Annotated in this window: 27 protein-coding genes; 14 read left to right on the top strand and 13 right to left on the bottom strand. The window is 73.9% G+C overall.

Translation table 11 applies throughout. The features are described from left to right. Nucleotides 1-139 precede the first annotated feature (139 nt). The 4 genes from HNP84_RS08300 to HNP84_RS08285 all read left to right on the top strand — a co-directional run bounded on the left by HNP84_RS08300 (nucleotide 140) and on the right by HNP84_RS08285 (nucleotide 2,940). A complete protein-coding gene (locus tag HNP84_RS08300; RefSeq protein ID WP_246517920.1) occupies nucleotides 140-778 on the top strand; it encodes a biliverdin-producing heme oxygenase in 639 nt (212 codons plus the stop codon). Between the two features lie 28 nt (nucleotides 779-806). Then, nucleotides 807-1,400: a TetR/AcrR family transcriptional regulator gene (locus HNP84_RS08295; protein WP_185048783.1), complete on the top strand. Its 594-nt coding sequence runs from the start codon at nucleotides 807-809 to the stop codon at nucleotides 1,398-1,400. A 119-nt stretch (nucleotides 1,401-1,519) separates the two neighbouring features. Next, entirely contained in the window at nucleotides 1,520-1,846 is a 327-nt protein-coding gene (locus HNP84_RS08290) for a DUF8820 family protein (protein WP_185048782.1), read from the top strand. Continuing rightward, nucleotides 1,846-2,940 carry a DUF6745 domain-containing protein gene (locus tag HNP84_RS08285; RefSeq protein ID WP_221335984.1) on the top strand — a complete coding sequence of 365 codons (1,095 nt, stop codon included), beginning with the start codon at nucleotides 1,846-1,848 and terminating at the stop codon, nucleotides 2,938-2,940. Before HNP84_RS08290 ends, HNP84_RS08285 begins: the two co-directional genes overlap by 1 nt. 2 nt (nucleotides 2,941-2,942) lie before the next feature. Here the strand turns inward: HNP84_RS08285 and HNP84_RS08280 are convergent, their stop codons facing one another. The 4 genes from HNP84_RS08280 to HNP84_RS08265 form a co-directional block, all read right to left on the bottom strand. Further along, entirely contained in the window at nucleotides 2,943-3,794 is an 852-nt protein-coding gene (locus HNP84_RS08280; RefSeq protein WP_185048781.1) for an STM4011 family radical SAM protein, read from the bottom strand. Continuing rightward, nucleotides 3,791-5,101 (bottom strand): STM4012 family radical SAM protein, encoded by a 1,311-nt coding sequence (locus HNP84_RS08275; protein WP_185048780.1) that lies wholly within the window; start codon nucleotides 5,099-5,101, stop codon nucleotides 3,791-3,793. Before HNP84_RS08275 ends, HNP84_RS08280 begins: the two co-directional genes overlap by 4 nt. Further along, nucleotides 5,098-5,925: an STM4013/SEN3800 family hydrolase gene (locus HNP84_RS08270; protein WP_376771841.1), complete on the bottom strand. Its 828-nt coding sequence runs from the start codon at nucleotides 5,923-5,925 to the stop codon at nucleotides 5,098-5,100. Before HNP84_RS08270 ends, HNP84_RS08275 begins: the two co-directional genes overlap by 4 nt. Nucleotides 5,926-6,061: 136 nt before the next feature. Beyond that, nucleotides 6,062-7,024 carry an STM4015 family protein gene (locus tag HNP84_RS08265; protein ID WP_185048779.1) on the bottom strand — a complete coding sequence of 321 codons (963 nt, stop codon included), beginning with the start codon at nucleotides 7,022-7,024 and terminating at the stop codon, nucleotides 6,062-6,064. A 97-nt stretch (nucleotides 7,025-7,121) separates the two neighbouring features. On the opposite strand from HNP84_RS08265, the gene HNP84_RS08260 reads away from it, so the two are divergent. After that, on the top strand, nucleotides 7,122-8,627 hold the full coding sequence (locus tag HNP84_RS08260) for an MFS transporter (protein WP_312924118.1): 1,506 nt from the start codon (nucleotides 7,122-7,124) through the stop codon (nucleotides 8,625-8,627). Here the strand turns inward: HNP84_RS08260 and HNP84_RS08255 are convergent. Then, nucleotides 8,617-9,873 carry a cytochrome P450 gene (locus HNP84_RS08255; protein ID WP_185048777.1) on the bottom strand — a complete coding sequence of 419 codons (1,257 nt, stop codon included), beginning with the start codon at nucleotides 9,871-9,873 and terminating at the stop codon, nucleotides 8,617-8,619. The two genes, HNP84_RS08260 and HNP84_RS08255, sit on opposite strands and share 11 nt — an antisense overlap. A gap of 114 nt (nucleotides 9,874-9,987) precedes the next feature. On the opposite strand from HNP84_RS08255, the gene HNP84_RS08250 reads away from it, so the two are divergent. Next, entirely contained in the window at nucleotides 9,988-11,442 is a 1,455-nt protein-coding gene (locus HNP84_RS08250) for an FG-GAP-like repeat-containing protein (protein ID WP_185048776.1), read from the top strand. 62 nt (nucleotides 11,443-11,504) lie between these two features. After that, on the top strand, nucleotides 11,505-11,930 hold the full coding sequence (locus HNP84_RS08245) for a hypothetical protein (RefSeq protein WP_185048775.1): 426 nt from the start codon (nucleotides 11,505-11,507) through the stop codon (nucleotides 11,928-11,930). Here HNP84_RS08245 and HNP84_RS08240 read toward each other — a convergent pair. Both HNP84_RS08240 and HNP84_RS08235 read right to left on the bottom strand, forming a co-directional pair. Continuing rightward, on the bottom strand, nucleotides 11,890-13,422 hold the full coding sequence (locus tag HNP84_RS08240; protein ID WP_312924117.1) for an alkaline phosphatase D family protein: 1,533 nt from the start codon (nucleotides 13,420-13,422) through the stop codon (nucleotides 11,890-11,892). The genes HNP84_RS08245 and HNP84_RS08240 overlap by 41 nt on opposite strands. Nucleotides 13,423-13,610: 188 nt before the next feature. Further along, complete coding sequence (locus HNP84_RS08235; protein WP_185048773.1) at nucleotides 13,611-14,456, bottom strand: hypothetical protein; 846 nt, start codon at nucleotides 14,454-14,456, stop codon at nucleotides 13,611-13,613. Between the two features lie 191 nt (nucleotides 14,457-14,647). On the opposite strand from HNP84_RS08235, the gene arfB reads away from it, so the two are divergent. Next, nucleotides 14,648-15,070, top strand: a complete 423-nt coding sequence (gene arfB, locus HNP84_RS08230; RefSeq protein ID WP_185048772.1) for an alternative ribosome rescue aminoacyl-tRNA hydrolase ArfB — start codon at nucleotides 14,648-14,650, stop codon at nucleotides 15,068-15,070. Between the two features lie 55 nt (nucleotides 15,071-15,125). After that, entirely contained in the window at nucleotides 15,126-15,569 is a 444-nt protein-coding gene (locus tag HNP84_RS08225; RefSeq protein WP_185049025.1) for an NUDIX hydrolase, read from the top strand. Between the two features lie 4 nt (nucleotides 15,570-15,573). Here the strand turns inward: HNP84_RS08225 and HNP84_RS08220 are convergent, their stop codons facing one another. Then, nucleotides 15,574-16,215 carry a hypothetical protein gene (locus HNP84_RS08220; protein ID WP_185048771.1) on the bottom strand — a complete coding sequence of 214 codons (642 nt, stop codon included), beginning with the start codon at nucleotides 16,213-16,215 and terminating at the stop codon, nucleotides 15,574-15,576. Nucleotides 16,216-16,250: 35 nt separating this feature from the next. After that, nucleotides 16,251-17,012 (bottom strand): HAD-IIA family hydrolase, encoded by a 762-nt coding sequence (locus HNP84_RS08215; RefSeq protein WP_246517976.1) that lies wholly within the window; start codon nucleotides 17,010-17,012, stop codon nucleotides 16,251-16,253. A 143-nt stretch (nucleotides 17,013-17,155) separates the two neighbouring features. Here HNP84_RS08215 and HNP84_RS08210 point away from each other — a divergent pair, with 143 nt between their 5' ends. Beyond that, nucleotides 17,156-18,355, top strand: coding sequence for a M20 metallopeptidase family protein (locus HNP84_RS08210; RefSeq protein WP_185048769.1), 1,200 nt, complete (start codon nucleotides 17,156-17,158; stop codon nucleotides 18,353-18,355). A 97-nt stretch (nucleotides 18,356-18,452) separates the two neighbouring features. Here the strand turns inward: HNP84_RS08210 and HNP84_RS08205 are convergent, their stop codons facing one another. Then, complete coding sequence (locus HNP84_RS08205; protein ID WP_185048768.1) at nucleotides 18,453-18,611, bottom strand: hypothetical protein; 159 nt, start codon at nucleotides 18,609-18,611, stop codon at nucleotides 18,453-18,455. A gap of 100 nt (nucleotides 18,612-18,711) precedes the next feature. Continuing rightward, complete coding sequence (locus tag HNP84_RS08200; protein ID WP_185048767.1) at nucleotides 18,712-19,143, bottom strand: nuclear transport factor 2 family protein; 432 nt, start codon at nucleotides 19,141-19,143, stop codon at nucleotides 18,712-18,714. Between the two features lie 64 nt (nucleotides 19,144-19,207). On the opposite strand from HNP84_RS08200, the gene HNP84_RS08195 reads away from it, so the two are divergent. Next, nucleotides 19,208-20,236: a zinc-dependent alcohol dehydrogenase family protein gene (locus HNP84_RS08195; RefSeq protein ID WP_376771840.1), complete on the top strand. Its 1,029-nt coding sequence runs from the start codon at nucleotides 19,208-19,210 to the stop codon at nucleotides 20,234-20,236. A 6-nt stretch (nucleotides 20,237-20,242) separates the two neighbouring features. On the opposite strand, the gene HNP84_RS08190 is transcribed toward HNP84_RS08195, so the two are convergent. Then, nucleotides 20,243-21,148, bottom strand: coding sequence for a TIGR03619 family F420-dependent LLM class oxidoreductase (locus HNP84_RS08190; RefSeq protein ID WP_185048766.1), 906 nt, complete (start codon nucleotides 21,146-21,148; stop codon nucleotides 20,243-20,245). Nucleotides 21,149-21,170: 22 nt separating this feature from the next. Between HNP84_RS08190 and HNP84_RS08185 the strand changes: the two genes are divergently transcribed. The 3 genes from HNP84_RS08185 to HNP84_RS08175 are packed head-to-tail and all read left to right on the top strand — an operon-like array spanning nucleotide 21,171 to nucleotide 23,145. Then, nucleotides 21,171-21,875, top strand: a complete 705-nt coding sequence (locus HNP84_RS08185; protein ID WP_185048765.1) for a class I SAM-dependent methyltransferase — start codon at nucleotides 21,171-21,173, stop codon at nucleotides 21,873-21,875. Further along, on the top strand, nucleotides 21,839-22,816 hold the full coding sequence (locus tag HNP84_RS08180) for a phosphotransferase family protein (protein WP_312924114.1): 978 nt from the start codon (nucleotides 21,839-21,841) through the stop codon (nucleotides 22,814-22,816). The genes HNP84_RS08185 and HNP84_RS08180 overlap by 37 nt, the downstream gene beginning before the upstream one ends. A 56-nt stretch (nucleotides 22,817-22,872) precedes the next feature. Next, nucleotides 22,873-23,145 (top strand): TFIIB-type zinc ribbon-containing protein, encoded by a 273-nt coding sequence (locus HNP84_RS08175; protein WP_185048764.1) that lies wholly within the window; start codon nucleotides 22,873-22,875, stop codon nucleotides 23,143-23,145. A 130-nt stretch (nucleotides 23,146-23,275) separates the two neighbouring features. Here the strand turns inward: HNP84_RS08175 and HNP84_RS08170 are convergent, their stop codons facing one another. Beyond that, entirely contained in the window at nucleotides 23,276-24,280 is a 1,005-nt protein-coding gene (locus HNP84_RS08170) for a hypothetical protein (protein WP_185048763.1), read from the bottom strand. Nucleotides 24,281-24,290: the final 10 nt, after the last annotated feature.

Below are 24,290 nucleotides of genomic sequence, written 5' to 3'. Positions count from 1 at the left end.
GGGGTGGACAGCATGCCAGCCCAAGATCACGAAGTCGCATCGGCGTTTTGATGACGACGTGTCGTCATAAGCTTGACGGCGCTGCCGGGTTTTGTGACACTTCGTCATGAAATATCAGGGCAGGCGTGGGGAGTCGTGGATGCCGTTCTCCGAGGAGCTCAGGAAGGCGACCTGGGCCGAGCACGAGGCCGCCGCCGAGGACGGATACCTCGCCGCGCTGATGGCCGGGCGGCTCAGCCGGGAGCAGTACGGCGAGATGGTCGCCCAGCACTACTTCCTGTACCGGGCCCTGGACGGGGCCGGGCGCCGGCTGGCCGGCGACCCGGTGGCGGGGCCGTTCGTCTTTCCGGAGCTGTACCGGGAGGAGGCGCTGGTCCGCGACCTGACCGCCGTGTACGGCCCCGGGTGGCGCGAGCGCGTCGCGCCCTCCAAGCCCACCCGCACGCTGGTGGCCCGGATCGAGCAGGTCGCCGAGCGGCCGGGCGGGTACATCGCGCACCACTACACCCGCTACCTGGGCGACCTGTCCGGCGGCCAGTTCATCCGGCGGGAGCTGCAGCGGATCTACGGCTTCGAGCGGGGCGGCGGGGTGGACTTCTACTTCTTCGACGAGGTGGGCAGCCTGCCGCGGTTCAAGGCGGAGTACCGGCGCAGGCTGGACGAGCTGCCGGTGGACGACGCCGAGAAGCGGCGCATCGTACGCGAGACGCGGCTGGCGTACCTGCTCAACACCGAGGTGCTGGCCGACCTCGGCAGGGTGGCCGTCCCCGCCGCCTGAGGGCGGCGGACTGTGCCACCATGAAGGAATGCCCCGGATCACCGCCTCGACGCTGGGCGAGCACCGCGCCCAGACGCGTGAGCGCATCCTGCAGGCGGTCTCGCGGCTCTCGCGCGAACAGGGCATCGACGCGATCTCGCTGACCGAGGTGGCGAGCGAGGCGGGCATCACCCGCACCGCGCTGTACAACTACTTCCCCGACAAGGCCGCGCTGCTGCTGGCCTTCACCGAGCGGGTCACCCAGTACTTCATCGAGAGCTACGAGCGCGAGCTGCCCGCCGGCGCGACCCCCGCCGAGCGGCTGCGGGCCTTCGTCCGCCTCCAGCTCGCCGGCCTGCTCGCCCACCCGCACCCCGGCCCGGCCGACCTGTCGGCGGCGCTCGGGCCCGACGCGTACCAGCGGCTGGCCGAGCACGTCGCGCCGATGCAGCAGATCCTGGTCGGCATCATCGAGACCGGCGTCACCGCCGGCGACTTCCGCCCCGTCCCCGCCTCCGACACCGCCCGCCTGATCCTGGCCCTCATCGGCGCCGAGCGGGTCCCCCTGCTCAGCGGGTCCACGACCCTGGACGAGGCCGAGGACCTGGTGAGCACCTTCGCCCTGCGCGCCCTGTGCCCCTGAGGCCCCGCCAGGCCGGCCCTCCGCGCGCCCGACCGGCGGGTGCAGGCGGCGCGTTCGCGGGCCACGGATTTGTCGGTGCCGGCGGCTAGGTTCCGATCACCGAGGTGAGGAGGAGAGCCGTGTACCGTCAGGGAGACATTCTCATCGTGCCGGTCGGCGAGGGCGATGTGCCGCCGGCGGTGCGGGAGGCCCCGTCCGTGCCGCGCGACTCGCGGGGGCGGCTGGTGCTGGCCCTGGGCGAGGCCACCGGGCACGCGCACGCCGTGGTGGGGCCCGGGAGCCTGGTGCGGGGCGAGGGGGCGATGGCGCCCGCCTATCTGCACCTGCCCTCCGGCGGGCGGGTGGTGCACGAGGAGCACGCGGCCATCGCGCTGCCCAAGGGGTGGTTCCGGGTGGTCCGGCAGCGCGAGTACGTGCCCGGCGCCTACCGGATGGTGGCCGACTGATGGAACGGGGGCAGGCGGTGGCGTCGCTGATCGCCGAGGACTGGCGCGAGGTCGCGTTCCGGGCCGGGAGCACCGATCGGGAGCGGGCCGAGGCGGGGGTGCGGCTGGCGTACCGGACGGCGGGGCTGGCCGAGCCGGAGCGGATCGTGTGGGCGGCCTCGCCGGCGCGCGGGGCCGTGCTGGCGGCGGTGGCCACGGGCGGCGCGCGGGCGCTCGGGCCGTTCGGCGAGCTGCCGGAGATCGCGGAGGTGGCGCGGGGCGGGCCGGGCGCGTCGGTGCGGCACCAGGTGCGCACCGTGCCGTGGGAGCGGGCGCGGGCCGAGGCGTACGCGCGGCTGGGGGCGCCCGGGTGGGCGCGGGCGTGGGCCGAGCACGCGGCGCCGCTGTGGGATCCGGTGAACCGGCTGGTCACCATGCTGCGGCGGGAGGTGCGCGGGCTCGCGGGCGACGACGCGACGGCCGAGGCGCTGCTGCGCGGGGCCATGCTGGACGCCGTGCTGGGGCAGCACGACGCGCCCTGGCTGGCCGTCTTCGACCGGGTGCTGCCCGGCGAGGCCCTGCGCGGGCTGGGCGAGGTGGCGTGCTCGGCCGGGTGGTGGTGGCCGTACGAGCGGGTGGCGATCGTCTCCGAGCGGCCGCTCGCGTCGTACCGCGACGAGCTGGAGCGGCCGCACCGGGCCGAGGGGCCCGCCGTGGCGTACGGCGACGGGTTCGCGCTGCACGCCTGGCACGGCATGCCGGTGCCGCCCGGGTTCGCGCAGGAGTTGGCCGCGCTGACCCCGGCGCGGATCGACAATGAGGAGAACGCCGAGCTGCGCCGCGTGATGCTGGAGCACTACGGCTACGAGCGCTACCTGCGCGAGAGCGGGGCCAAGCCGGTGATGCGCGATGAGACCGGCATGCTGTGGCGCATCCTGATGAACGACGACGAGCCGGTGGCGATGGTGGAGGTGGTCAACTCCACGCCCGAGCCCGACGGCACGTTCCGCACGTACTTCCTGCGGGTGCCGCCGTTCACGCGCAGCCCCCGCGAGGGCGTGGCCTGGACGTTCGGGCTCAGCGCGGAGGAGTACCAGCCGGAGAAGGAGACCTGAGGTCACCACCCGTGCGGGATGCGCTCCAGGATCCCGCCCGCGAAGACGTCGTAGAGCGGCAGCGACTCCAGGTGGACGTAGCCGATGTGGCAGTCGCAGGCCGCGGCCGGGCAGGGGCGGGGGCGCAGGGCGGCCCGGAAGGTGCCGTCGTAGAGGTTGCCCAGCACCCCGGGGACGAAGTGGCAGCGGCGCACGGTGCCGTCGCCGGCGACCGAGATCACGCTCTCGCCGGTGCGGCAGGGGCGTCCGGCACTGGGGTGCGGGTGGCGGCTGTAGCCGAACAGGGGGTCGATCGCGGTCCACTCGGCGGCCTCGTCGTCGGTGTAGCTGCGACCTTCGGCGGCGTTGACCCACAGGTACACCTCGGGCGGCAGGCCGGCGCGCAGGGCGCGGGCCGGGGCCAGGTGCTCGGGCAGGCCGACGACGCCCACGCTGAAACGCACCCCGCGCTCCGCCAGGTCGCGGCACTTGCCGAGGAAGCGGTCATGGGTCACCTGACTGGGGTGGTAGGTCGCCCACAGGGCGAGCGTGGCGAGATCGGCCTCGGCGGTCCACTCGGTGCGGCCGCTCAGGTTCGTCTGGATCGCCGCCCGGCGGACGTTCGGCAGATGGCTGAGCCGCACCAGGGCCCGCCGGTACCACGAGCGCACCAGCCCCTCACCCCACGGCGTGAACAGCACCGACACCGGGTGGTCCTGCGCGGCCACCCACTCGGTGAAGCGCTCCAGCGCCGCCCGGTCCTCGCGCAGCCGGGCCGGGTCGTCGCGGCGCTTGGCGAAGGGGCAGTAGGCGCAGTCGTAGTCGCAGCTCGCCAGGGGGCCGCGATAAAGGATCGTCAGGTGGCCGTCGCTCACCGGGCGTCGTACTCCGCCATCAGGGCGCGGGCCCGCGCGGAGAACAGGGCCGGCCCGACGGCGTCGGAGTGGGCCAGGCCCTCGGGGGTGAGCGCGAGCCCGCCGTCGGCGAGCCAGCCGCGCTCGGCCAGGGCCGCGAACTCCGCGGCGAAGTCGTCGCGGGGATCGGCGCCGAACCTGGCCTGGTACGCCGCCGCGTCCAGGCCCTGCGCCTGCAGCAGCGACTGGATCAGGTGCCTGCGCCGCCGGTCCTCCTCGTCGAGCCGGTAGCCGTGGTGGGCGACGGCGAAGTCGGCGGGCGACAGGCGGACGTACCGGTCGATGATCGCGCGCACGTGGCTCGCGCCCACGGCGTAGTCGTAGGAGTAGTGCAGCGCGGTGGTGTAGGAGCGGGCGCCGCAGCCCAGGCCGACCATGCCGTCGCGCTGGCAGTCGTACGCGGTGCCGCCGTCCGTGCCGGGCAGGCGGAACATGCGCATGGACACCTGCTCGTAGCCGGCGGCCAGGAGGTGGTCGCGGCCGGCGCGGTACAGCGTGAGGCGGGCGGAGTCCCATTCGGGGTCGCGGGCGCCGCGGCGGGCCAGGCCGGTCAGCGGGCGGACGTACAGGGGGTAGAGGTAGATCTCCTCGGGGCGCCAGGCCAGAGCGGCGTCCAGCGAGTGCCGCCAGGTGCGCTCGGTCTGGCCGTCGATGCCGTAGATGAGGTCGATGTTGAGCACCGGGAACCCGGCGGCGCGGATGGCGCCGAGCGCCCGTTCCACCTCCTCGCGGCGCTGCGGGCGCACGGCGGCGCGGGCCTCGGCGTCCACGAAGCTCTGCACGCCGATGGAGACCCGGGTCGTGCCGCGCTCGGCCAGCACGGCGAGCCGGTCGGGGGTCGCGGTGGCGGGCGAGGTCTCCACCGACAGCGGCATGGGGCTCCCGCCCGTGATCCGTTCGGCCAGGTCGAACAGGCGGGTCAGCTCGGCGGCGGTGAGGTAGGTGGGCGTTCCGCCGCCGATCGCGCCGCTCGCGTAGCGCGCGCCGGGGCCGAGCACGTCGCCTGCGACCGCCGCCTGCGACTCCAGCGCGTCCAGGTAGGCCCCGACGAGTTCCTCCGGCGCGCCGGTGCGGGTGAACAGGTTGCAGAACCCGCAGCGCATCTCGCAGAACGGGATGTGCAGGTACAGGAACAGGCTGTCGCGCCGCTCCCCCGCCCACGCCTCGGCCAGCGCGGGCCTGGGGTCGAGCCGCCGGTACGCCGTCTTGTGCGGGTAGGCGTAGACGTAGCTCTCGTACGGGCCGCCGATCGCAACCGCCGTGGTCAATACTCCCCCTGTCGCAGCTCGAACTCGCCGTAGGGCACGGTCCAGACCACCTCGTGGCCGACGCGGTGGCCGGTGTAGCCGCCCTCGCCGTAGGCGGTGCCGTGGTCGGAACAGACGATCGCGTACGCCGGGCGCTCCCGCGTGACCAGCGCGAACAGCCGGCCGATGTGCCGGTCCACGTATTCGAGCGCGGCGGCGTGGCTGGCCCGGGTGTCGCCGTCCTCGCGGGTCGCGCCCGGCAGGTGGTGCCAGTTGGGCTGGTGCAGCGCGGACACGTTGACGAACAGGAACACCGGCCCGCCGCCGCGCGCCGCCCGCGCCGCGGCCACGGCCTGCGCGGCGGCCTCGATCTGCCGCTCGAAGGAGTCGGGCGCGGTGACGCCGAAGCCCGGCTCCCAGCGGCTGTCGTCGAACAGGGCGGGCAGGACCGACCCCAGCGGGGTCAGTTTGTTGAAGAACCCCACGCCGCCAATGCATATCGTGAAATATCCGGCGGCACGCAGCCCGGCCGGCAGGTCCGGCCCCTCGAACACCCACGTCCCCTCCGCCGTCGTCTCGCTCCCCGGAAACCGGGCCGCGAACGGCCGAGGGTGCGGCCCCGGCGCCACCGGCGTGGGCAGGAACCCGGCCAGGATCGCCGCGTGCGCCGCGTACGTGAAGTTCCCCGGCGCGTGCCGCCGCTCCCAGCGCCCGCCCGGCAGCACCCCGCCCAGCACGGGCAGCCGCCCGGCCGCCACCAGCTCGGCCGCCACGTCGTACCGGAGGGTGTCCAACGTCACCAGCAGCAGATCGTGCGTGCCGACGACGGCGTTCATGTCACGCATACGTCAGCTCCCGGCCCCGGACGGCGTACAGGCCACGCACACCGCTCACCCGCCCTCTCACGTGCGTCGACTCCCGGCCCCGGACGGTGTACAGGCCACGCGTACGGGATGCGGGCCGACGCGGGGCATCGGTGGGTCACTCGCCGACCGCTATGTAGCGCCAGCCGTCCTCATCGTCGGGGGCCTCCTGCTCGGACAGGTCGAGCTCCACGCCCGGCAGGGCCGCGCGCAGGCGTTTCATCATGTCGTCGCTCATGTAGTGGTGAGACAGGTCGAGGCTGCGCAGGTGGGTGAGGGGCTGGCCGGACAGCAGGGCCTCGGCGCCCTCGTCGCCGAGCACGCCCATGGACAGGCTCAGCGACTCCAGCCGGGCCACGATCGGGGCCGCGGCGACCGCGGCGGCGATCTCGTCCTGGATCTCGCTGTCCTGAAGGCCGAGGTGGCGCAGCGCGGGCAGGCGGGCGCCGGACAGGATGCCCTCCAGGTCGGCGAGGGTGCCGTCCCAGCCGTAGCTCTCCTCGCCGAGCCACAGTTCCAGGTGCTCCAGCGCGGGCAGGTCGCACTCGCCGAGCGCGCGCACGACCGCGCCGGGCAGGCCGCCGGACTCGAAGCGGAGCATCTTCAGCGCCTCGTGCCGCACCGGGCGCAGCGCGAGGCCGTCGCTGCCGCGCACCTCCAGGCGCTCCAGCTTCGGGTACGCCTCCAGCAGCGGGGTCACGTCGGCCTGCTTGATCCAGGAGATCTCGCACACCTCGGACTCCATGTCGCCCAGGAAGATCGAGCGCAGCGCGGGGAGGCGGCCGGCGTTCTCGGCGAGCAGGCCGACCGGCACGTCCGCCGAGATGGAGTAGGGCTCCTCCCAGCTTTCGACGATGATCGCCCTGACCTCGGCCGGATCGACGGTGTCGAGGAACCGGGCGAAGTGGTCGGCGAAGGTCGGATCGGGGTCGGCGTACCCGCCGCCGCCGCGCAGCACCCACACGGCCTCGCCCGCCGCGGGGAGGCGCGCGCCCTGCTCGCCGCCCTCGGGCAGGGTCGCGGTCGGCAGGCCGAGGTAGGTCGCCGCGTACAGGCTCCGGGACTCGGCGTCGTGGTCCATGTGGGCTCCGGGGTGGCTGGGACTGCGGGGACAGGACGGGTGTATTACTACCAGAGGCGGGCGACAGTTCCGCGGGATCGGTTGGCATGATGGGCGGGTGAGCGCTTCGATCGGTCCCGGGCAGACGCCGCCGGGCGACGGGCACGTGCGGTTCGGCACCGCGACCGGGCGCTGGGTCCTGCTGACCACCGTGCTGGCCTCGGGCATGGCCATGCTCGACGCCACCGTGGTGAACGTGGCGCTGCCCGCTCTCGGCGAGAGCCTGGGCGCCGGGATGTCGGGCCTGCAGTGGACGGTCAACGCCTACACCCTCACGCTCGCCGGGCTGATCCTGCTCGGGGGCTCGCTGGGCGACCGCTACGGCCGGCGCCGGATCTTCCTCATCGGGGTGATCTGGTTCGCGGTGGCCTCGGCGATGTGCGGCCTGGCCCCCGACATCCAGACGCTGGTGGCGGCCCGCGCGTTGCAGGGCGTGGGCGGCGCGCTGCTGACGCCGGGCTCGCTGGCGATCATCCAGGCGTCGTTCGTCCGGGAGGACCGGCCGCGCGCGGTGGGCGCGTGGTCCGGGCTCGGCGGGGTGGCCGGGGCGGTCGGGCCGCTGGTCGGCGGCGGGCTGGTGGAGTCGGTGGGCTGGCGGTGGGTGTTCCTGCTGAACCTGCCGCTGGCGGCGCTCGTGCTGGCGGTGGCGATCCCGCACGTGCCCGAGACCCGCGACACCGAGGCCGCGGGCCGCTTCGACGTGCTCGGCGCGGCGCTGGCCGCGCTCGCCCTGGCCGCGCTGACGTACGGGCTGATCGACATCGCGCCGCTGCCGCTGCTGGCCGGGGCGGCGCTGGGCGCGGCGTTCGCCTGGCTGGAGATCAGGCGTTCGCCGCAGGCGCTGGTGCCGGTCGGGGTGTTCCGCTCCCGCGAGTTCACCGCGATCAACGTGGTGACCCTGATCATGTACGCGGCGATGGGCGTGGTGTTCTTCCTGCTGGTGGTGCAGCTCCAGGTCTCGGCCGGGTTCTCCGCCGTCGCGGCGGGCAGCGCGATGCTGCCGGTCACGCTGCTGATGCTGCTGCTGTCGGCGCGGGCGGGCGAGCTGGCCCGGCGGATCGGGCCCCGGCTGCCGATGACGCTGGGCATCCTGGCCACCGCCGCCGGCATGCTGCTGCTGAGCCGGGTGGGGCCCGGGGCGATGTACCTGGTGGACGTGCTGCCCGCGGTCACGCTGTTCGGGCTGGGCCTGTCGGCCGCGGTCGCGCCGCTGACCGCGACCGTGCTGGCCACCGCCGAGGAGCGCTACGCCGGGGTGGCGAGCGGGGTGAACAACGCCGTGGCCCGCACCGGCGGGCTGCTCGCGGTGGCCGCGATCCCGCCGCTGGCCGGGCTGACCGGCGCGGCGTACACCTCGCCGGCCGGCTTCACCGCGGGGTTCCGGATCTCGATGCTGGTCAGCGCGGCCATGCTGGCGCTGGCCGCGCTGGTCGCGTTCGTCACGATCCGGCGCAACGTGCTCGCCGAACCCGAGGCGCCGCGGCCCGAGTGCCGTACGCACTGCGCCGTCGGCGCCCCGCCGCTCGAAACCGGCCGCGACGGGGCGGGCGACGTCAGAAGGTGAACCCCTGCGAGCGGACGCTGTTGTCGAAGTTGGACAGCAGCAGCTCCGGCTCGCCCTGGGCACGCAGCCCGGGGAGCCGGGTGAACAGCTCGCGGTACATCGTGCGGATCTCCTGACGGGCCAGGTTGGCGCCCAGGCAGAAGTGCGGGCCGGGCCCGCCGAAGCCGACGTGCTGCTTGACCTCGGTACGGGTGATGTCGAACCGGTCGGGGTCGGGGAAGACGGTCTCGTCGCGGTTGGCCGAGCCGTAGAACAGCACGACCTTGTCGCCCGGCTTCAGGTGCAGGCCGCGCAGGTCGTAGTCCTCGGTGACGGTGCGGCGGAACTGCATGATCGGTGAGACGTAGCGCACCATCTCCTCGATCGCACCGCCGATGTGCGCGTCGAAGTCGGACAGCAGCAGCTCGCGCTGCTCGGGGTTGTCGGTGAGCAGCTTGACGCCGTGGGCCATGGTGTTGCGGGCGGTCTCGTTGCCGGCGACCAGCAGCAGCGCGAAGAACGAGCCCAGCTCGCGCCAGGTCAGCCTCTCGCCGTCCACGTTGGCGGTGACCAGCGCGGAGACCAGGTCGCCCTGGGGCGACTCGGAGCGCTCGCGGCCCAGCTTGATCACCATGCGCTGGAGCGCGGCCAGGGCCAGCATGTTCTGCCCCGCCATGCGGACGGAGCGGGCCAGGCTGGGCCGCACGCCGGTGTAGGCGGTGGACACATCGACGTGCTCGTGCACCTTGGCCCGCATGTCGTCGGGGATGCCCATCATGTCGCAGATGACGTGGATGGGGAGCCGGGCGGCGACCTGCGTGACGAAGTCGCGCGGGCCCTCCGCGATCACGTCGTCCACGATGCGGGTGGCGGCCTTCTCGATGTCGCCCTGGAGGTTGGCGAGCATCTTGGGGCTGAAGGCGCGCGAGACGATGCGGCGCAGCCGGGCGTGGCGCGGGTCGTCCATGTTGACCATCGACTCGCCGAAGACGTGCTTGACCCAGCCCGGGGGCTCCGGGCTGGTCACGGCGGGCTCGCTGGAGAAGACCTTGGCGTTGCGGCTGGCCTCCACCACGTCGCTGTGGCGTACCAGCGCGTAGAAGCCGCGGCCCGATCGGAGCAGCGGAACGCGGCGCTCTTCGAAGAACACCGGGTGCTCAAGCTGCCGGAGCCGGGCGAACGCCTCGTGCCGCTCGCGCGGCGGACGCCGCCAGAAGGAGAGGTCGGCGAGGTCGATGTCGGGGGCAACCGCTGTCGTCACCGTCATATCGTGACACGTACCAAGGTCGGTACGCGGCGCACCCTGGAAGGTCTCGCGCCGGTCACGGTGATTTCATGTTTTTGTGAGGCGGGTGTCCGTTTTCCGGGACACCATCCGAGTATGAGCCTCCCGCGGGCCGCTCTGCTGGCCGTCGCCGTGATCTCCGCCCTCACCCTCCCCGCGCCCGCCCAGGCGGCCACCGCCGCCTGCGCGAGCACGACCCCCTCCGACTTCGACGGCGACGGCCGTACCGACCTGGTGGTCGCCGCCCCGTACGCGACGGTGGCGGGCCTGGCGCGCGCCGGCTCGGTGCGCATCCTGTACGGCATGCGCACCCCGCGCACGCTCACCCAGAACACCGCCGGGGTGGGCGGCGAGGCGGAGACGGGCGACGCGTTCGGCGCGGCGGTGGCGACCGGCGACTTCGACGGCGACGGCTGCGCCGACCTGGCCGTGGGCGCGTCGGAGGAGTCGGCGGGCGAGCGTCCCGCGAACGCCGACGGCGAGGGCGTGGTGCACCTGTTCCGCGGCTCGGCGTCGGGGCTGCGCCCGGTGGAGACGCTGCGCGCCCGCGACTTCGGCGCCCGCGGCCGGGACGAGGACGGCGAGGGGGCCCGCTTCGGCGCGGCGCTGGCGGCCGGCGACTTCGACGGCGACGGAGACGACGAGCTGGCGATCGGCGCGCCGGGCCTGGGCGGGGGCGGCGCGGTGGGCGTGCACGGGTTCCGGGGGCGCAAGCCGTACCTGATCTCGCAGGACACGCGCTGGGTGGACCAGGACGCCGCGCCGACCGACCAGTTCGGCGCCGCGCTGGCGACCGGCGACTTCGACGGCGACGGAGACGACGAGCTGGCGGCGGGCGCCCCGGGCGACACGGTCCTGAAGGACGGCCAGGGCTCGGCCACCGTGATCGACGTACGCCGGCGCCGGGCGACGCTGCTCACGCAGGACAGCCCGTGGGTGGCCGGGGTGGCGGAGAAGTGGGACAACATGGGCGCGGCCCTGGCCGCCGCCGACTTCAACGCCGACGGCCGCGACGACCTGGCGATCGGGGTGCCCGGCGAGGGCCTGACCCCCAAGCAGCGCGCGATGGACTACGGCGACGGCACCGTGCACGTCATCTACGGCGCGGCGGGCGGGCTGCGCACCGCCACGGCCGAGTCGTGGTCGCAGCGCTCGCTCAAGGGCGAGCCGCGCTACTTCGACCGCTTCGGCGCGGCCCTGGCCGCCGCGGACCTCAACGGCGACGGGGACGCGGAGCTGGCGATCGGCGTCCCCGGCGAGAACGCGGTGCAGGTGCTCGCGGGCACCCGCGCGGGCGGCCTGACCCGGATCAACAACGTCCTGATCACCGGCGGCGAGGGCGACTTCGGCGCGTCCCTGGCCATGGTGGACGCCGCCGGCCGCGCGCACGACCTGGTCGTCGCGGCCCCCCGCTCCGGCCGCCTCACCCTGGTCAAGGGCGGGCTGAAGTCCAAGACGACGGGCGCGTACCCGGGCGTGCGCGCCGCCCGCACCACGGCCCTCCCCGCCGGCCCCGCCGCCTCCCTGTACGGCTACACGCTCGCCCCCTGACGGGCCGGGTCACCGGGACCGGCCCGGACCGGTGGCTCCCCGCCGCCGCCCGCTGGTCCGGCGTGGTCCTGGTGGCGCTCGCCGCGCCGGCGGCGTCCGCCGCCGCTCCGCCGGGCGACCACCTCGACCCGGCCCACTGGTACTTCGGCCTGATCGGCTGGTACGGCGTGCTGCTGCTGTTCGACCTGCCTCTCGGCTTCCTGGCCGGGTTCCTGTCCGCCGGACTCGCGCTCGCCGTCGTACGCGCGGTGGTGTCCGGCGTGCCGGACCTGGAGCGGGCCGCCGCGATGGCGGTGTCCGCGGTGTCCGTCTACGGCTTCCAGCTCGCGCTGGGCCTGCTGGTGCGGGGCGTGCGGCGGACCGCCGCGCGGGCGAGCGAGACCGCTGCCGAGGAGGAGCGCATCCGCACGGGCGGGCCGCCGAGCCGGCCGGCCCCGCCCGCCCGGGTCACACGGAGGTCAGCGCCGGGTGGCCGTTGGGGACGGTGAACGTGGCCGACGACTTCGCCGGGGCGCCCTTCCTGGAGATGTAGTCCAGGGTGCGGAAGTCGGCGTGCAGCTCGTCGGCGGTGAGCCGGCAGTTGATGTAGCCGCGGCGCTGGTCGATGTAGGCGATGTGCGGGTTCTCCGCGACCATGTCGGCGACCATGGTCTGGTCGCGGTAGCCGTCGCCGTCGCTGGCGATGGAGGAGGTGACCAGCTCCACCGCCACGTGCGGGCTGTCGGGGTCGTCGAAGTCCAGCTTGAGGTCCGCGGCGTGGTGCATGTGGGCGTCGCCGGTGAGCACGACCGGGTTGGCCGCGCCCGAGTCGCGCACGCCGGTCAGCAGGCGGGTGCGCTCGGCGGAGTAGCCGTCCCAGGAGTCCAGGTTGACCTCGTGGCCGGGGCCGGTCTTCCAGTCGCGCTGGGCCATGAGGATCTGCTGGCCGATCAGGTTCCAGCGGGCGCGCGAGGCCCGCAGGCCGTCCAGCAGCCAGGAGCGCTGGTCGGCGCCGAGCAGGGTGCGGTCCTCCGACATCCGCTCGCCGCAGCCGGCGCGCAGGCCGTCCTCGCACGCCTGGTCGTCGCGGAACTGACGGGTGTCGAGCAGGTGGAAGGAGGCCAGCGGCCCCCACTCGACCCGCCGGTGCACCCGGATCGCGGCCCCGCGCGGCACGCTGGCACGCCGCAGCGGCATGTTCTCGTAGTACGCGCGGAAGGCGTTGGCCTTGCGGCGGGCGAAGGCGGGCGCGCCGGTGGAGGAGATGTCGCCCGCCCAGTTGTTCTCGATCTCGTGGTCGTCGAAGGAGACCAGCCAGGGCGCGGTCGCGTGCGCGAGCTGGAGGTCGGGGTCGCTCTTGTACTGGGCGTGCCGCAGCCGGTAGTCGGCCAGCGTCTCGCACTTGCCGGGCGTGTGGCGGCGTACGGCGCCGGCGAGCGAGGTGTAGCCGTCGGGGGCGTACTCGTACATGTAGTCGCCCAGGTGCACGATGAGGTCCGGCTCCTGCTCGGCCAGGCGGCGGTAGGCGGTGTAGTAGCCGTGCTCGTAGTGCGCGCAGGCGGCGATGGCGAAGGTGAGCGGGGCCATGGTGTCGGGGGCCGTCCTGGTGCGGCCTTCCGGCGACAGGTGGCCCTCGGCCCGGAAGCGGTAGAAGTACTCCCGGCCGGGGTCGAGCCCCTTCAGCTCCACGTGGACGCTGTGCGCGTCCTTCCACCGGGCGGTCTCGGTGCCGCGGCGTACGACGTCGGAGAACCGCTCGTCCGTGGCGACCTGCCAGTCCACCTCGATGTCGCGGGCGGGCATGCCGCCGCGCCCGTTGCCGCCGAGGGGGTCGAGGGCCAGGCGGGTCCACAGGACGAAGCCGTCGGCGGCCGGATCGCCCGACGCCACGCCGAGCGTGAACGGGTCGCCGGCCAGGGCCCGGGAGGTACGGGTGGAGGCCGTGGCGGCCCCCGGGAGCAACAGGCCGCCCGCTCCGGCGGCGGCTACGGACAGGAACACTCTGCGTGACGGGTTCCGCTGCACCCTTCCAGTGCACGCGAGCGGATTGTCCCCGCTGTGACCTGCGGTTCAAGCAGAAGTGAACAGCTATTGCACAAGGGCACGGATTACCCTCCGTCGCTGAACTCCGCTCTAACCGCAGGCGACGATCGGCCCACGGGTGCGCGACGGGACGGTTCTGACCGCGGTCACAGATACGGGGTCAACAGGGGCGTCAGGGCGCCGCAGCCGAGGTACTTCTCGACCGTGTGGAAGTCGATCCAGTCCAGGTTCACCAGGGTGTCCTGGTCCACGCCGGTGAAGCAGGAGCGCAGCGAGGGCGGGATCGCGGCGATGTCGTCCTCGTCGGCGATGTTGACCCACCGCTTGACGCCGGGCGGCCGGCCGCCCATGCCCCCGAGCGGCGCGGGCAGCAGCCGCTCGAAGACGACGTTGCGCATGCCGAGCGGGCTGCCCAGCGTGATGAGCAGTTCGACCTCCAGGTCGGGGTTGGCGTGCAGGGTCTCGTAGGTCACGACGCTGCCCAGCGAGTGGGCGATGACGACCTGGGGCCGGTTGCGCCGGATCACCTCGGCGACCACCTCGCGCGAGCGCGTACGGGCCGGGCCGTTCGGGCTCTCCAGGTAGGCGGCGACCTCGGGGCAGAACAGGGTGGCGAAGGCGACCGCGCGGTGCTCCAGCCGTTCGAGCAGCCACTCGGTCGCCCACCGCAGCGCGCCGGTCAGCGACTCGCCGGCCGCCTCCTTGACCCCCTTGAGCTGGGCCGCCCACTCCACCAGCACCCGCTGGGCCTCGGCGTCCATGCGCTCGGGGTCGCGGGCCCGCGCGGCGGCGGGCTTGGCCAGGTGGTGGGCGTAGTAGGCGACCTCGGCGATGTAGCCCCGCCCGTCGCGGGCGGCGGCGGAGCCGAGCCCGGCGTGCAGGTAGCGGTCCCACTTGGCCCGCATCCTCTCGGCCGCGCCCGCGGCCGAGTTGCCCGCCTCGGCGTAGTAGCGATACTTGCCGATCCCGTGCACGCCGACGATCGTGGCCACCCTACCGACCTCCCACACGCGCACCCGCGCGCACACATTCCTGGCCGTGCGACCCCCCGACGACAGGCATACGATGCCGGACCCGCCGGTCCGCCACAAGTCACTTAAATGGATTGATCGTCGCCGGGTCGCCCCAGGTAGTCTGGAAAAAGCCGCATAGAACCAGAAATCACCAAGGGAGGTCGGCCCGCATGCCCGGTCCGCTTGCCGTGAGCGGCTCGGTGGTCATTCCGGAGGCCGAGCTCGCCTGGCGCTTCTCCCGCTCCTCGGGTCCCGGGGGGCAGGGGGTCAACACCACCGACAGCCGGGCGGAGCTCAGCTTCGACCTGGCCGCCACCACCGCCCTCGATCCGGCCCTCAAGCGCCGCGCCCTCGACCGCCTCGCCGGCCGCCTGTCCGGCGGCGTGCTGACCGTGGCCGCGTCCGAGCACCGCTCCCAGCTCCGCAACCGCGAGGCCGCCGCGGCCAGGCTGGCCGCGATCCTGCGCGAGGCCATCGCCCCGCCGCCCCGGCAGCGCCGCCCCACCAAGCCCAGCCGCGCCGCCGTCGAGCGCCGCATGGCGGCCAAGAAGCACCGCTCCGACGTGAAGCGCCTCCGCCGCGCCCTCGACTGACCCGCCGCCCGCACCCGTGTGCCGGCCGGGGTGGCGGGTGGTGAAAAATGACCTCATGGCCCCCGGCCCGAGCGTGCGTGCCGTCATCCTCGACGATGACCGTCTGATCCTGTTCCGGCGTACCGTCCCCGGGCGTCCCCTGTACTGGTCGGCGCCGGGCGGGCACGTCGAGCCCGGGGACGCCACGCTGGAGGACACGCTGCGCCGCGAGATGCTGGAGGAGCTGGGCGCGACCGTCGGCGGGGTGACGCCGCTGGTCACGCTGTCCTACCCCAGCGGTGACGGCGTCAAGGTCCAGCACGTGTACGGGTGCCGCCTGCTCACCATGGACCTCGCGCTGCGCTGCGGGCCGGAGTTCCGCGATCCGGCGAGCGGGGTGTACGAGGTCGTGCGGCTGCCCCTCGCACCCGAGGAGATCGCCGGGATCAACCTGGTCCCCGGCGAGCTGCGCGACTACCTCGCCCGCACGATCACGGACCTGCCCGCGCTGATCCCCTGACGGGTCAGGGCGTGCTGCGGTCCTGCATCTCCCAGACGTGGTCCAGGACGTGCCAGGCGATGCGGTGGGCGGCGTAGCGGGCCGGCCAGCCACCGGGCCGCAGCGGGCCGCCGTCGGACGGGCGGGCGAGCACGGCCTCGATGTCGTCGCGGAGCGCGGCCAGCGCGGCCGTGTCGTCCACCTCGAAGGGCCGGTGCCGTACGCCGATCTGGCGGGCGTAGGAGCGTTCGGCCTCCACGACGTGCGCGACCATCTTGTCCCGGTCGCGGCCGCCGCCTCGCGGCCCCTTGCGCAGCTCGGCCGGCGACACGGCCCGCACCTCGTCGAACACCTGCCACGCGGCCCGGACCAGCGCCGCCAGCCGGGCGGCCTCCTCGGCCCCGACCGGTTCCAGCGCCAGCTCCGGCACCGCCTGCGGCGCCCCGAAGTCGGTGGTGGAGCCGCCCTTGACCCGCTCCACCACCTCCGGGTCGCCCGGTTCGAACGTCAGCCCGGCGCGCTCGGCGACGACGCGGTAGCGCGGGACGTAGGTCATCAGCGCGTCGAGCGCGGCCTCCTCGTTCTTCGCGACGCGCGACCATCCGGGCCAGTCGGGCGAGCAGGCGAAGACGCGCTTCGCCCCGAATTCCAGGTACACACGAGCCATACCCGCAGCATGGCACGCGTTCCTGCCAGGGCCTGTCAGGTATGCGCCGGATCAGCGTCCACGAGCGGGATCAGATCGGCGACCGAGTCGACGACCAGCGAGGGGCGGTAGGGCCAGCGCTCGATCTCGGTGCTCGCGGTGACGCCGCTGAGCACCAGGATCGTGTACAGGCCCGCCTCCATGCCCGAGACCACGTCGGTGTCCATGCGGTCGCCGATCATGGCGGTGCTCTCGCTGTGGGCGTCGATGGCGTTGAGCGCGCTGCGCATCATCATCGGGTTGGGCTTGCCCACGAAGTACGGCTGCACGCCGGTCGCACGGGTGATCATCGCGGCCACCGAGCCGCAGGCCGGCAGGGAGCCCTCGTTGGACGGGCCCACGGCGTCGGGGTTGGTGGCGATGAACCTGGCGCCACCCTCGATCAGGCGGATCGCCCGGGTGATCTGCTCGAAGCTGTAGTTGCGGGTCTCGCCCAGCACCACGTAGTCGGGGGCGAGGTCGGTGAGCACGTAGCCGACCTCGTGCAGCGCCGTGGTCAGCCCGGCCTCCCCGACCACGTACGCCGATCCGCCGGGCCGCTGGTCGGCGAGGAAGCGAGCGGTGGCCATGGCGGAGGTGTAGATCGACTCCTCGGGCACCTCCAGGCCCGCCGCGCGCAGCCGGACCGCCAGGTCGCGCGGGGTGTAGATCGAGTTGTTGGTCAGCACCAGGAACGACTTGCCCGACGTCTTCAGCTTGGCGATGAACTCCTGGGCGCCGGGGACAGGATGTCCCTCCTGCACGAGCACGCCGTCCATGTCGGACAACCAACTCACGATCGGCTTTCGTTCGGTCAACGTACTCCCCTGCACACCTTTGGTCATCAAGGGACTCATCCTATTGGGCCTACACAAAACGCCCTGGTGGCCAGATCAGGTGTGCGAAGTGAAGAATGCACAACATGTCGTACCTCACCGCCGCGAAGGACCTGTCCGAGGAGCTGTGCCGGCTCCGCCACGAGCTGCACGCCGAACCCGAGGTGGGCCTGTACCTGCCGCGCACGCAGGAGAAGGTGCTGGCCGCGCTGGACGGTCTGCCGCTGGAGATCTCCACCGGCGCGGCGCTCACCTCGGTCACGGCGGTGCTGCGCGGCGGCAGGCCCGGCCCGGCGGTGCTGCTGCGGGGCGACATGGACGCCCTGCCGGTCAGCGAGCGCAACGACCTGCCCTACCGCTCGCGGGTGCCGGGCGCGATGCACGCCTGCGGGCACGACCTGCACGTGGCGATGCTGGCCGGGGCCGCGCACCTGCTGGCCGCCCGGCGGGAGGAACTGGCCGGCGACGTGGTGTTCATGTTCCAGCCGGGCGAGGAGGGCCACGAGGGCGCCAAGCACATGATCGCCGAAGGGGTGCTGGACGCGGCGGGCGAGCGGGTGGTGGCGGCGTACGCGCTGCACGCCATGGCCACGATCCTGCCGCTCGGCGCGTTCGCCTCGCGGGCGGGCTCGATACTGGCTGCGGCCGACACGCTGCGCGTGACCGTACGCGGCCGGGGCGGGCACGGCTCCAGCCCCCACCTCGCGCTGGACCCGATCCCGGCGGCGTGCGAGATGGTCACGGCGCTGCAGACCATGGTCACCCGCAGCTTCGACGCCTTCGACCCGGTGGTGGTGACGGTGGGCACGTTCCACGCGGGCACGGCCGACAACGTGATCCCCGACGAGGCGGTCTTCGAGGTCACGATCCGCACCTTCAGCGCGGGCAACCGGGCCTCCGTACGCGAGCGCGCCGTACGCCTGGTGGAGGGCATCGCCGCGGCCCACGGCCTGGAGGCGGAGACCGCCTTCGGCATCGGCTACCCGCTCACCGTCAACGACGCCGCCGAGGCGGCCTTCGCGGGCGAGACGGCCGAGGACCTGTTCGGCACCGGCCGCTACTTCGTAGCACCGCGCCCGATCGCGGGCAGCGAAGACTTCTCCTACGTCCTGGAGGAGGTCCCCGGCGCCTTCGTGGCCCTGGGCGCCTGCCCACCCGACCTGAACCCGGCCACGGCCGCGTACAACCACTCACCCGAGGCCCGCTTCGACGACGCGGCGATCCCCGACGGCGCAGCCCTGCTAGCCGCCCTGGCCGCCCGCCGCCTAGCCCAGGCCGCCACCTGACAAAGGCCCTCGCCAACGCTCGGACGCCTCTCTGAGTGCCGGACTCCGCCCCGGCTCCCCCATTGCTTCTTGTATCAACCATCCAACGAACCGAGGATCAGACGGGCCACCTCATGTGGGGCATCCAGGACCAGGTGCCCAGCTCCGGTGGTTCGGCCGCGACCGTACGCACACCGGCCGCCTCCAGCAGGGGGCCGACGAGCTTCCAGTCACCGGATGTCCGTCCCCCGCCGGGCAACAAGAGGATCTCCGCCATCCGCGTACCTTCTCGAACGGAAGGCCGGCATCGCAACGTCTTTGACCTGCAGGGGAAGGCGTGGCGGCCTTGTCGCCGTGGCGGCGGTCCGGTGGGGAGATCAGCTCATCGTGCGCCAGGTCTGTTCCTCGACCAGGGAGCGGCTGCGCCAGCCGTCCGGGGTTCTGACCAGGGAGTGGTGGTACCAGCCTCCGCCGCGGATCAGGCCGGGCGCGGTGGCGGCCAGTGCCTCGCGGGAGGGCGCGAGCGCGTCGGTGAAGGGGGCGGTGACCTCGGCGCCGCCGGGGGTGAAGGTGACGGTGGCCGCGCCGATGAGGTGCTGGCGGCCGGGCCAGGCGGGCAGTACCTTCGCCAGCCACGCCTTCATCTCCGCGCGGGTGCCCTTGGCGCCTCCGGCGGAGGTGTAGTCGATGGTCGCGTCGGGCGTGAACACGGTGTCGAGCAGGTCCCACTCGCCGCTGTCGATGGCGTAGGAGTAGCGGGCGAGCAGGTCGCCGATCTCCAGCCGGTCGGCGATCTCACGGAGATCCATGCCGACATCCAACCAAACGCTTGGTACGGCTGCATAGCCCCGGGTGTGTGGTTTGCTCGGAGGCATGAGCGTCGCGGAGATGAACGCCTGGGTGGTGGGGCGGCCGGGGCCCATGCCGCGTGACCCGTCCGGCGGGCCGGGGCCGGTGGAGTTCGCTCGGTTGCCGGTGCCCGTTCCGGGCGACGGGGAGGTGCTGATCGAGGTGGAGGCGTGCGCGGTGTGCCGTACCGACCTGCACCTCGCCGAGGGCGACCTGGCGCCGCGCCGGCCGCGTACGGTTCCGGGGCACGAGGCCGTGGGGCGGGTGGTCGAGAGCCGCAGCGGGGTGGTCGCGCCGGGGACCCGGGTCGGCGTGGCCTGGTTGCGCTCGACCTGCGGGCGGTGCCGTTACTGCAGGCGCGGGCTGGAGAACCTGTGTCCCGAGTCGCGCTACACCGGCTGGGACGCCGACGGCGGCTACGCCGAGTACGCCGTCGCCCCGGCCGAGTACGTCTACCCGCTGCCCGAGGACCGGCCGGCCGAGGTCCTGGCGCCGCTGCTGTGCGCCGGGATCATCGGATACCGGGCGCTGCTGCGCGCCGACCTGCCCCCGGGCGGGCGGCTCGGCGTGTACGGCTTCGGGGCCTCGGCCCACCTGACCGCCCAGGCGGCCATCGCGCAGGGCGCGAGCGTGCACGTCTTCACCCGCTCGGCCGCGGCGCGGGAGCTGGCGCTGGAGCTGGGCGCCGCCTCGGCCGCCGGGTCGTACGACGCGCCGCCGGAGCCGCTGGACGCGGCGATCCTGTTCGCGCCGGTCGGCGACCTGGTGCCGGTGGCCCTGGCCGCGCTGGACCGGGGCGGCACCCTGGCGGTCGCGGGCATCCACCTCACCGACATCCCGGCGCTGAACTACCAGGACCACCTGTTCCAGGAGCGCACGCTGCGCAGCGTCACCGCCAACACCCGCGCCGACGGGCACGCCTACCTCGCCCAGGCCGCCGCCCACCCGCCGCGGGTCACCACCACGCCGTACCCGTTCGCGGAGGCCGCCCGCGCCCTGTCCGACCTGGCCGCCGACCGGGTGAGGGGGGCGGCGGTCCTCACCATGCGCTGATCCGGCTCAGGCGCCGGGGGCGAGCGCCTCCAGGGCCTCCTCGGCGCGGCGCATCGACTCCTTGGGGTCGCTGCCGGGGGCGACGATCTCGGGGTCGAAGTTGAGGTCGTGGAAGACCTCGGTGACCCCCCGGGCCGCCAGGTCCGCCACGTCGGCCCGGATCTCCTCGTACGAGCCCGTCAGCGGGCGCCGGTCGGGACGCCCCGCGGGCGCGAACCGGGTGACCCCGCGGCAGACGATCTCGACGGCGTCGGGGTCGCGCCCGGCCTCCCGGGCCGCCTGCCTGACCACGGCGGCGCGCTCGTCGATGCGGGTCAGGTCCTCCCGGCTGGAGGTCACCCAGCCGTCGGCGAGCCGCCCCGCCCGGCGCAGCGCGACCTCGGCCGTGCCGCCGAGCAGGATCGGCGGCGCCGGGTCGGGCTTGGGGTCCTGGTGGGAGGCCGGCAGCCGGTAGAAGCGGCCCTCGTGCTCGGCGACGTCCGCGCTCCACAGCGTGCGCAGCAGGCCGACGTACTCCTCGCCGCGGGCGCCGCGCGCGGCGATGTCCACGCCCGAGGCGGTGAACTCCTCCGGCATCCAGCCCAGCCCGAGCCCGGCGGTCAGGCGTCCGCCGGAGACGGTCTGCAGGGTGGCGAGCTGCTTGGCCAGCAGCGGCGGGGAGAAGAACGGCATGTTCAGCACCGCGACGCCGAGCCGGATCGAGGTGGTGACCCCGGCCAGGTAGGCCAGCGTGACCACCGGATCGTGCACCGCGCGGTAGACGGGCCCCATCTCGTGCCCGACCGGGTACAGCAGCCGCTGGAACGTCCACACCTGGTGGTAGCCCAGCTCCTCGGCCCTCGTCGCGATCCTGACCATGTTCGCGGGCGTCGCCCACGGCCCCGAGACGGGCACTGCGAAACCAATCCTCATGGCAGCAATCTAGATTGGGGGCGTGAGCGAGACCCCCGACGACAGGCCGCCCGTGCTGGCCAACATCGCCTTCCGCGAGCACGCCGAGGCCCTGGCCGGCCTGGGCATGGCCGAGACCTTCGCCTACATCCACCGCGAGAACATGTGGGGCAGCGAGACCTCGGTCTCCGGTGTCGGCTCCGAAGACGTGGCCACCGCCGCACTGCGCCGCGACATCCCCGCGCTGCTCGCCCGGCTCGGCGCCCGCACCCTGCTCGACCTGCCGTGCGGCGACTTCGGCTGGCTCAGCGCCGCGCCGCTGCGGCTCGACTCCTACATCGGGGCCGACATCGTGCCCGCCCTGGTGGAGGCCAACCGCGCCAGGCACGCCGGGCCGGGCCGCAGCTTCGAGCTGCTGGACCTCACCCGCGACCCGCTGCCCCGCGCCGACGTCGTGCTGTGCCGCGACTGCCTGGTGCACCTCCCCTTCGAGCAGATCTTCGCCGCGTTCGCCAACCTGCGGCGCAGCGGCTCGGAGTGGCTGCTGACCACCACGTTCGTCGATCTGCGCGCCAACCGCGACATCCCGCTCGGCGACTGGCGGCCGCTCAACCTGGAACTGCCGCCGTTCGGCCTGCCCGAGCCGGAGGCGGTGCTCATCGAGGGCTGCGCCGAAGAAGGCGGCGCGTACGCCGACAAGGCGCTCGGCCTGTGGCGCGTCGCCTCCCTCCCGGCCGGGCCCCGGTGACGGCCCTCGGCACCGGACGCGCGCCCACCGGCGACCTGGAGCTCGGCCTGGCCGCGCTGGCGCTCCCCCACCTCGCCGGCGCCTCCCCCGAGCCGGTCGTGATGCCCACCCGCAACGACGTGGTGATCGTCAAGGTGGGCGAGGTCGTGGTCAAGGCGCACGCCCCCGGCATGGACGCCGCCGCGCTGCGCCCCCGGCTGGCCGCCTCGGCGCGGCTCGGCGGGATCATGCTGCCCCCGCTGGACCTCGCGGTCGCCGACGTGGCGGGCCGGGCGGCCACCGTCTGGCCTGCGGGCGAACCGGTCGATCCCGGCGATCCCGACGCCGCCCCCTGGCAGGACGCGGCCCGGCTGCTCGCGGCGCTGCACGCCGTCCCGCTGGACGCGCTGCCGCCGCTCCCGCCCGCCGGTGGGCCCGCCCGGGTGCCGCGCACGGTCGCGCGCATCCGCCACGCGCCCGGCGCGGCCGCCGCGACCGTACGCGCCGCCGCCGCGACGCTGCCCGCCCTGGACGCCCTGGACGATCCCGCCGGAGGCGGGCCGGAGCGGGGGCTCACGCACGGCGACTGGCACATGGGCCAGCTCGTACGCCACCCGCCCGGCGCCGGCGCCTGGGTGCTGATCGACGTGGACGACCTGGGCCACGGCGACCAGGCGTGGGACCTGGCCCGGCCCGCGGCCTGGTTCGCCAGCGGGCTGCTCGCGCCGGAGGTGTGGCAGGGGTTCCTGTCGGCCTACCTGGGCGCGGGCGGCCGGGCGCTGGGCGCCCCCGGGGCCGACCCCTGGGAGCGGCTGGACCTGCCCGCGCGGGCCCTGACCGTGCAGCTCGCCGCCGCGGCCGTCGCCGCCGCGCTCAGGGAGGAGCGGGAGCCGGACGAGGTCGAACGCATCCTGATCGACACCTGCGCGAGGATTGCGGGAACCCAGGGGCGCGCACGATAGTTGGTCTCTCTGTAGGTTGTGCTCAGGCAAACGGAGCCAGAGGGCAAGGAGACAGGATGCAGTGCCCGAAGTGTCGGGGAACCATGCGGACGTACGAGCGCAACGGCGTCCACATCGATCAGTGTGAGCAGTGCAGGGGCATCTTCCTCGACTACGGGGAGCTGGAGACCCTGACCCGGGTGGAAGCCCAGTGGCAGCAGCAGCACCACGCCGCCCCGCCGCCGCCTCCGCCGGCCGCGCACGGGCCGGGCTGGGGCGCGCCGCACGGCGGCTACGGCTATGGCCACCACCGTCAGCGGAGCTGGGTCGGGATGCTCTTCTCCACCTGATCCGCCCGCGAGGGGGGCACGAGAGACCGCGATCTTCCATCGGATCGCGGTCTTCGCGTTTCCACGCCCCATATGCCGGCCCGCCCAGGCCCACGTCCGGGCCTGCGCCGGGCGTCGGCTCAGGATGTCCTCAGCTCGGGAAGTCGTCGGGGTTGACGTCGCCGGTCTGGGCGTTGCCGCCCTTGATCGCGTGCAGCGTGATGCGCCAGTTCTGCCAGCGCACCTGGGTCGCGGTGTAGGTGGTCTTGAACGGGAAGGAGTCCTCGAAGCGCTGGAAGGAGCACGAGCGGCTGAACGAGCGCTCCCTGGCGTCCCAGTCGGTGCCGGTGGTGAAGTACACGCGGTACTTCCCGTCGCGCACGCCCGCCACCGTGAACTTCGACTTCTTGCGCACGTAGACGCTGATGACCCGCTTCTTGCCGCGCAGCAGGGTGACCACGGCGTCGCGCGAGCCGCCGTTGTTGATGGCGAGGTTGCCCCGGCCGTTGCGGCTCTCGCTGCGGAGGTAGCGGCCGTTGGGCAGGCGGCGCGAGGTCTCGGCGCGCGCCTTGACCGACACCACGTCGGAGGGGTAGTCGCCGACGTCCGACAACGCGTCGGCCGCCTCCTGCAGCTCCTTCAGCTCGCCCGACTTGCCCAGGCTGGCCAGGGCCCCGCTCGCGGTGCAGACCGAGCGGGAGTCCACGGCCACCCTCAGGTCGCCCATGCCGGCGGACATGCCGCGCAGCGCGTCGACGAAGTCGGCGTGCTGCGCGGCGACCTCCGCCGGCGGGGTCAGCGCCGCCAGCGTCGAGGCGGCCTCGTTCAGCGCGTCCTCGGCGTCGTCGGCCCGGCTCTCCAGTGACTTCAGGCTGCCCGCCGAGGCCACCTTGGACAGCGCGTCGCGCACCGGGCCGCGTACGGCGTCGAGCTGGACCCGGTATGCCTCGGGCGTGAGCGTGGCCGGCGTCGGCGTGGCCGGCGGCGCGGTCTCGACGGCCGTCGCGCCGTCGCCGGCCGGCCCGCCGGGGCCGATGGCGCCCGAGGCGACCGAGCTGCCCGGCTGGGGCTCGCTCGGGGTGCCGGTGGAGGTGCACGCGGTCAGCGCGAGGGCGGTTACCGTGAGTACGCAGGGGAACATCCGGGGGACAGCCATAGCCGTCCCA

It is taken from the genome of Thermocatellispora tengchongensis, assembly GCF_014202315.1.
Taxonomy (GTDB): Bacteria; Actinomycetota; Actinomycetes; order Streptosporangiales; family Streptosporangiaceae; genus Thermocatellispora; species Thermocatellispora tengchongensis.
Note: the sequence above shows the minus strand (reverse complement) of the source record. Positions and strands in the feature narration are given on the sequence as shown.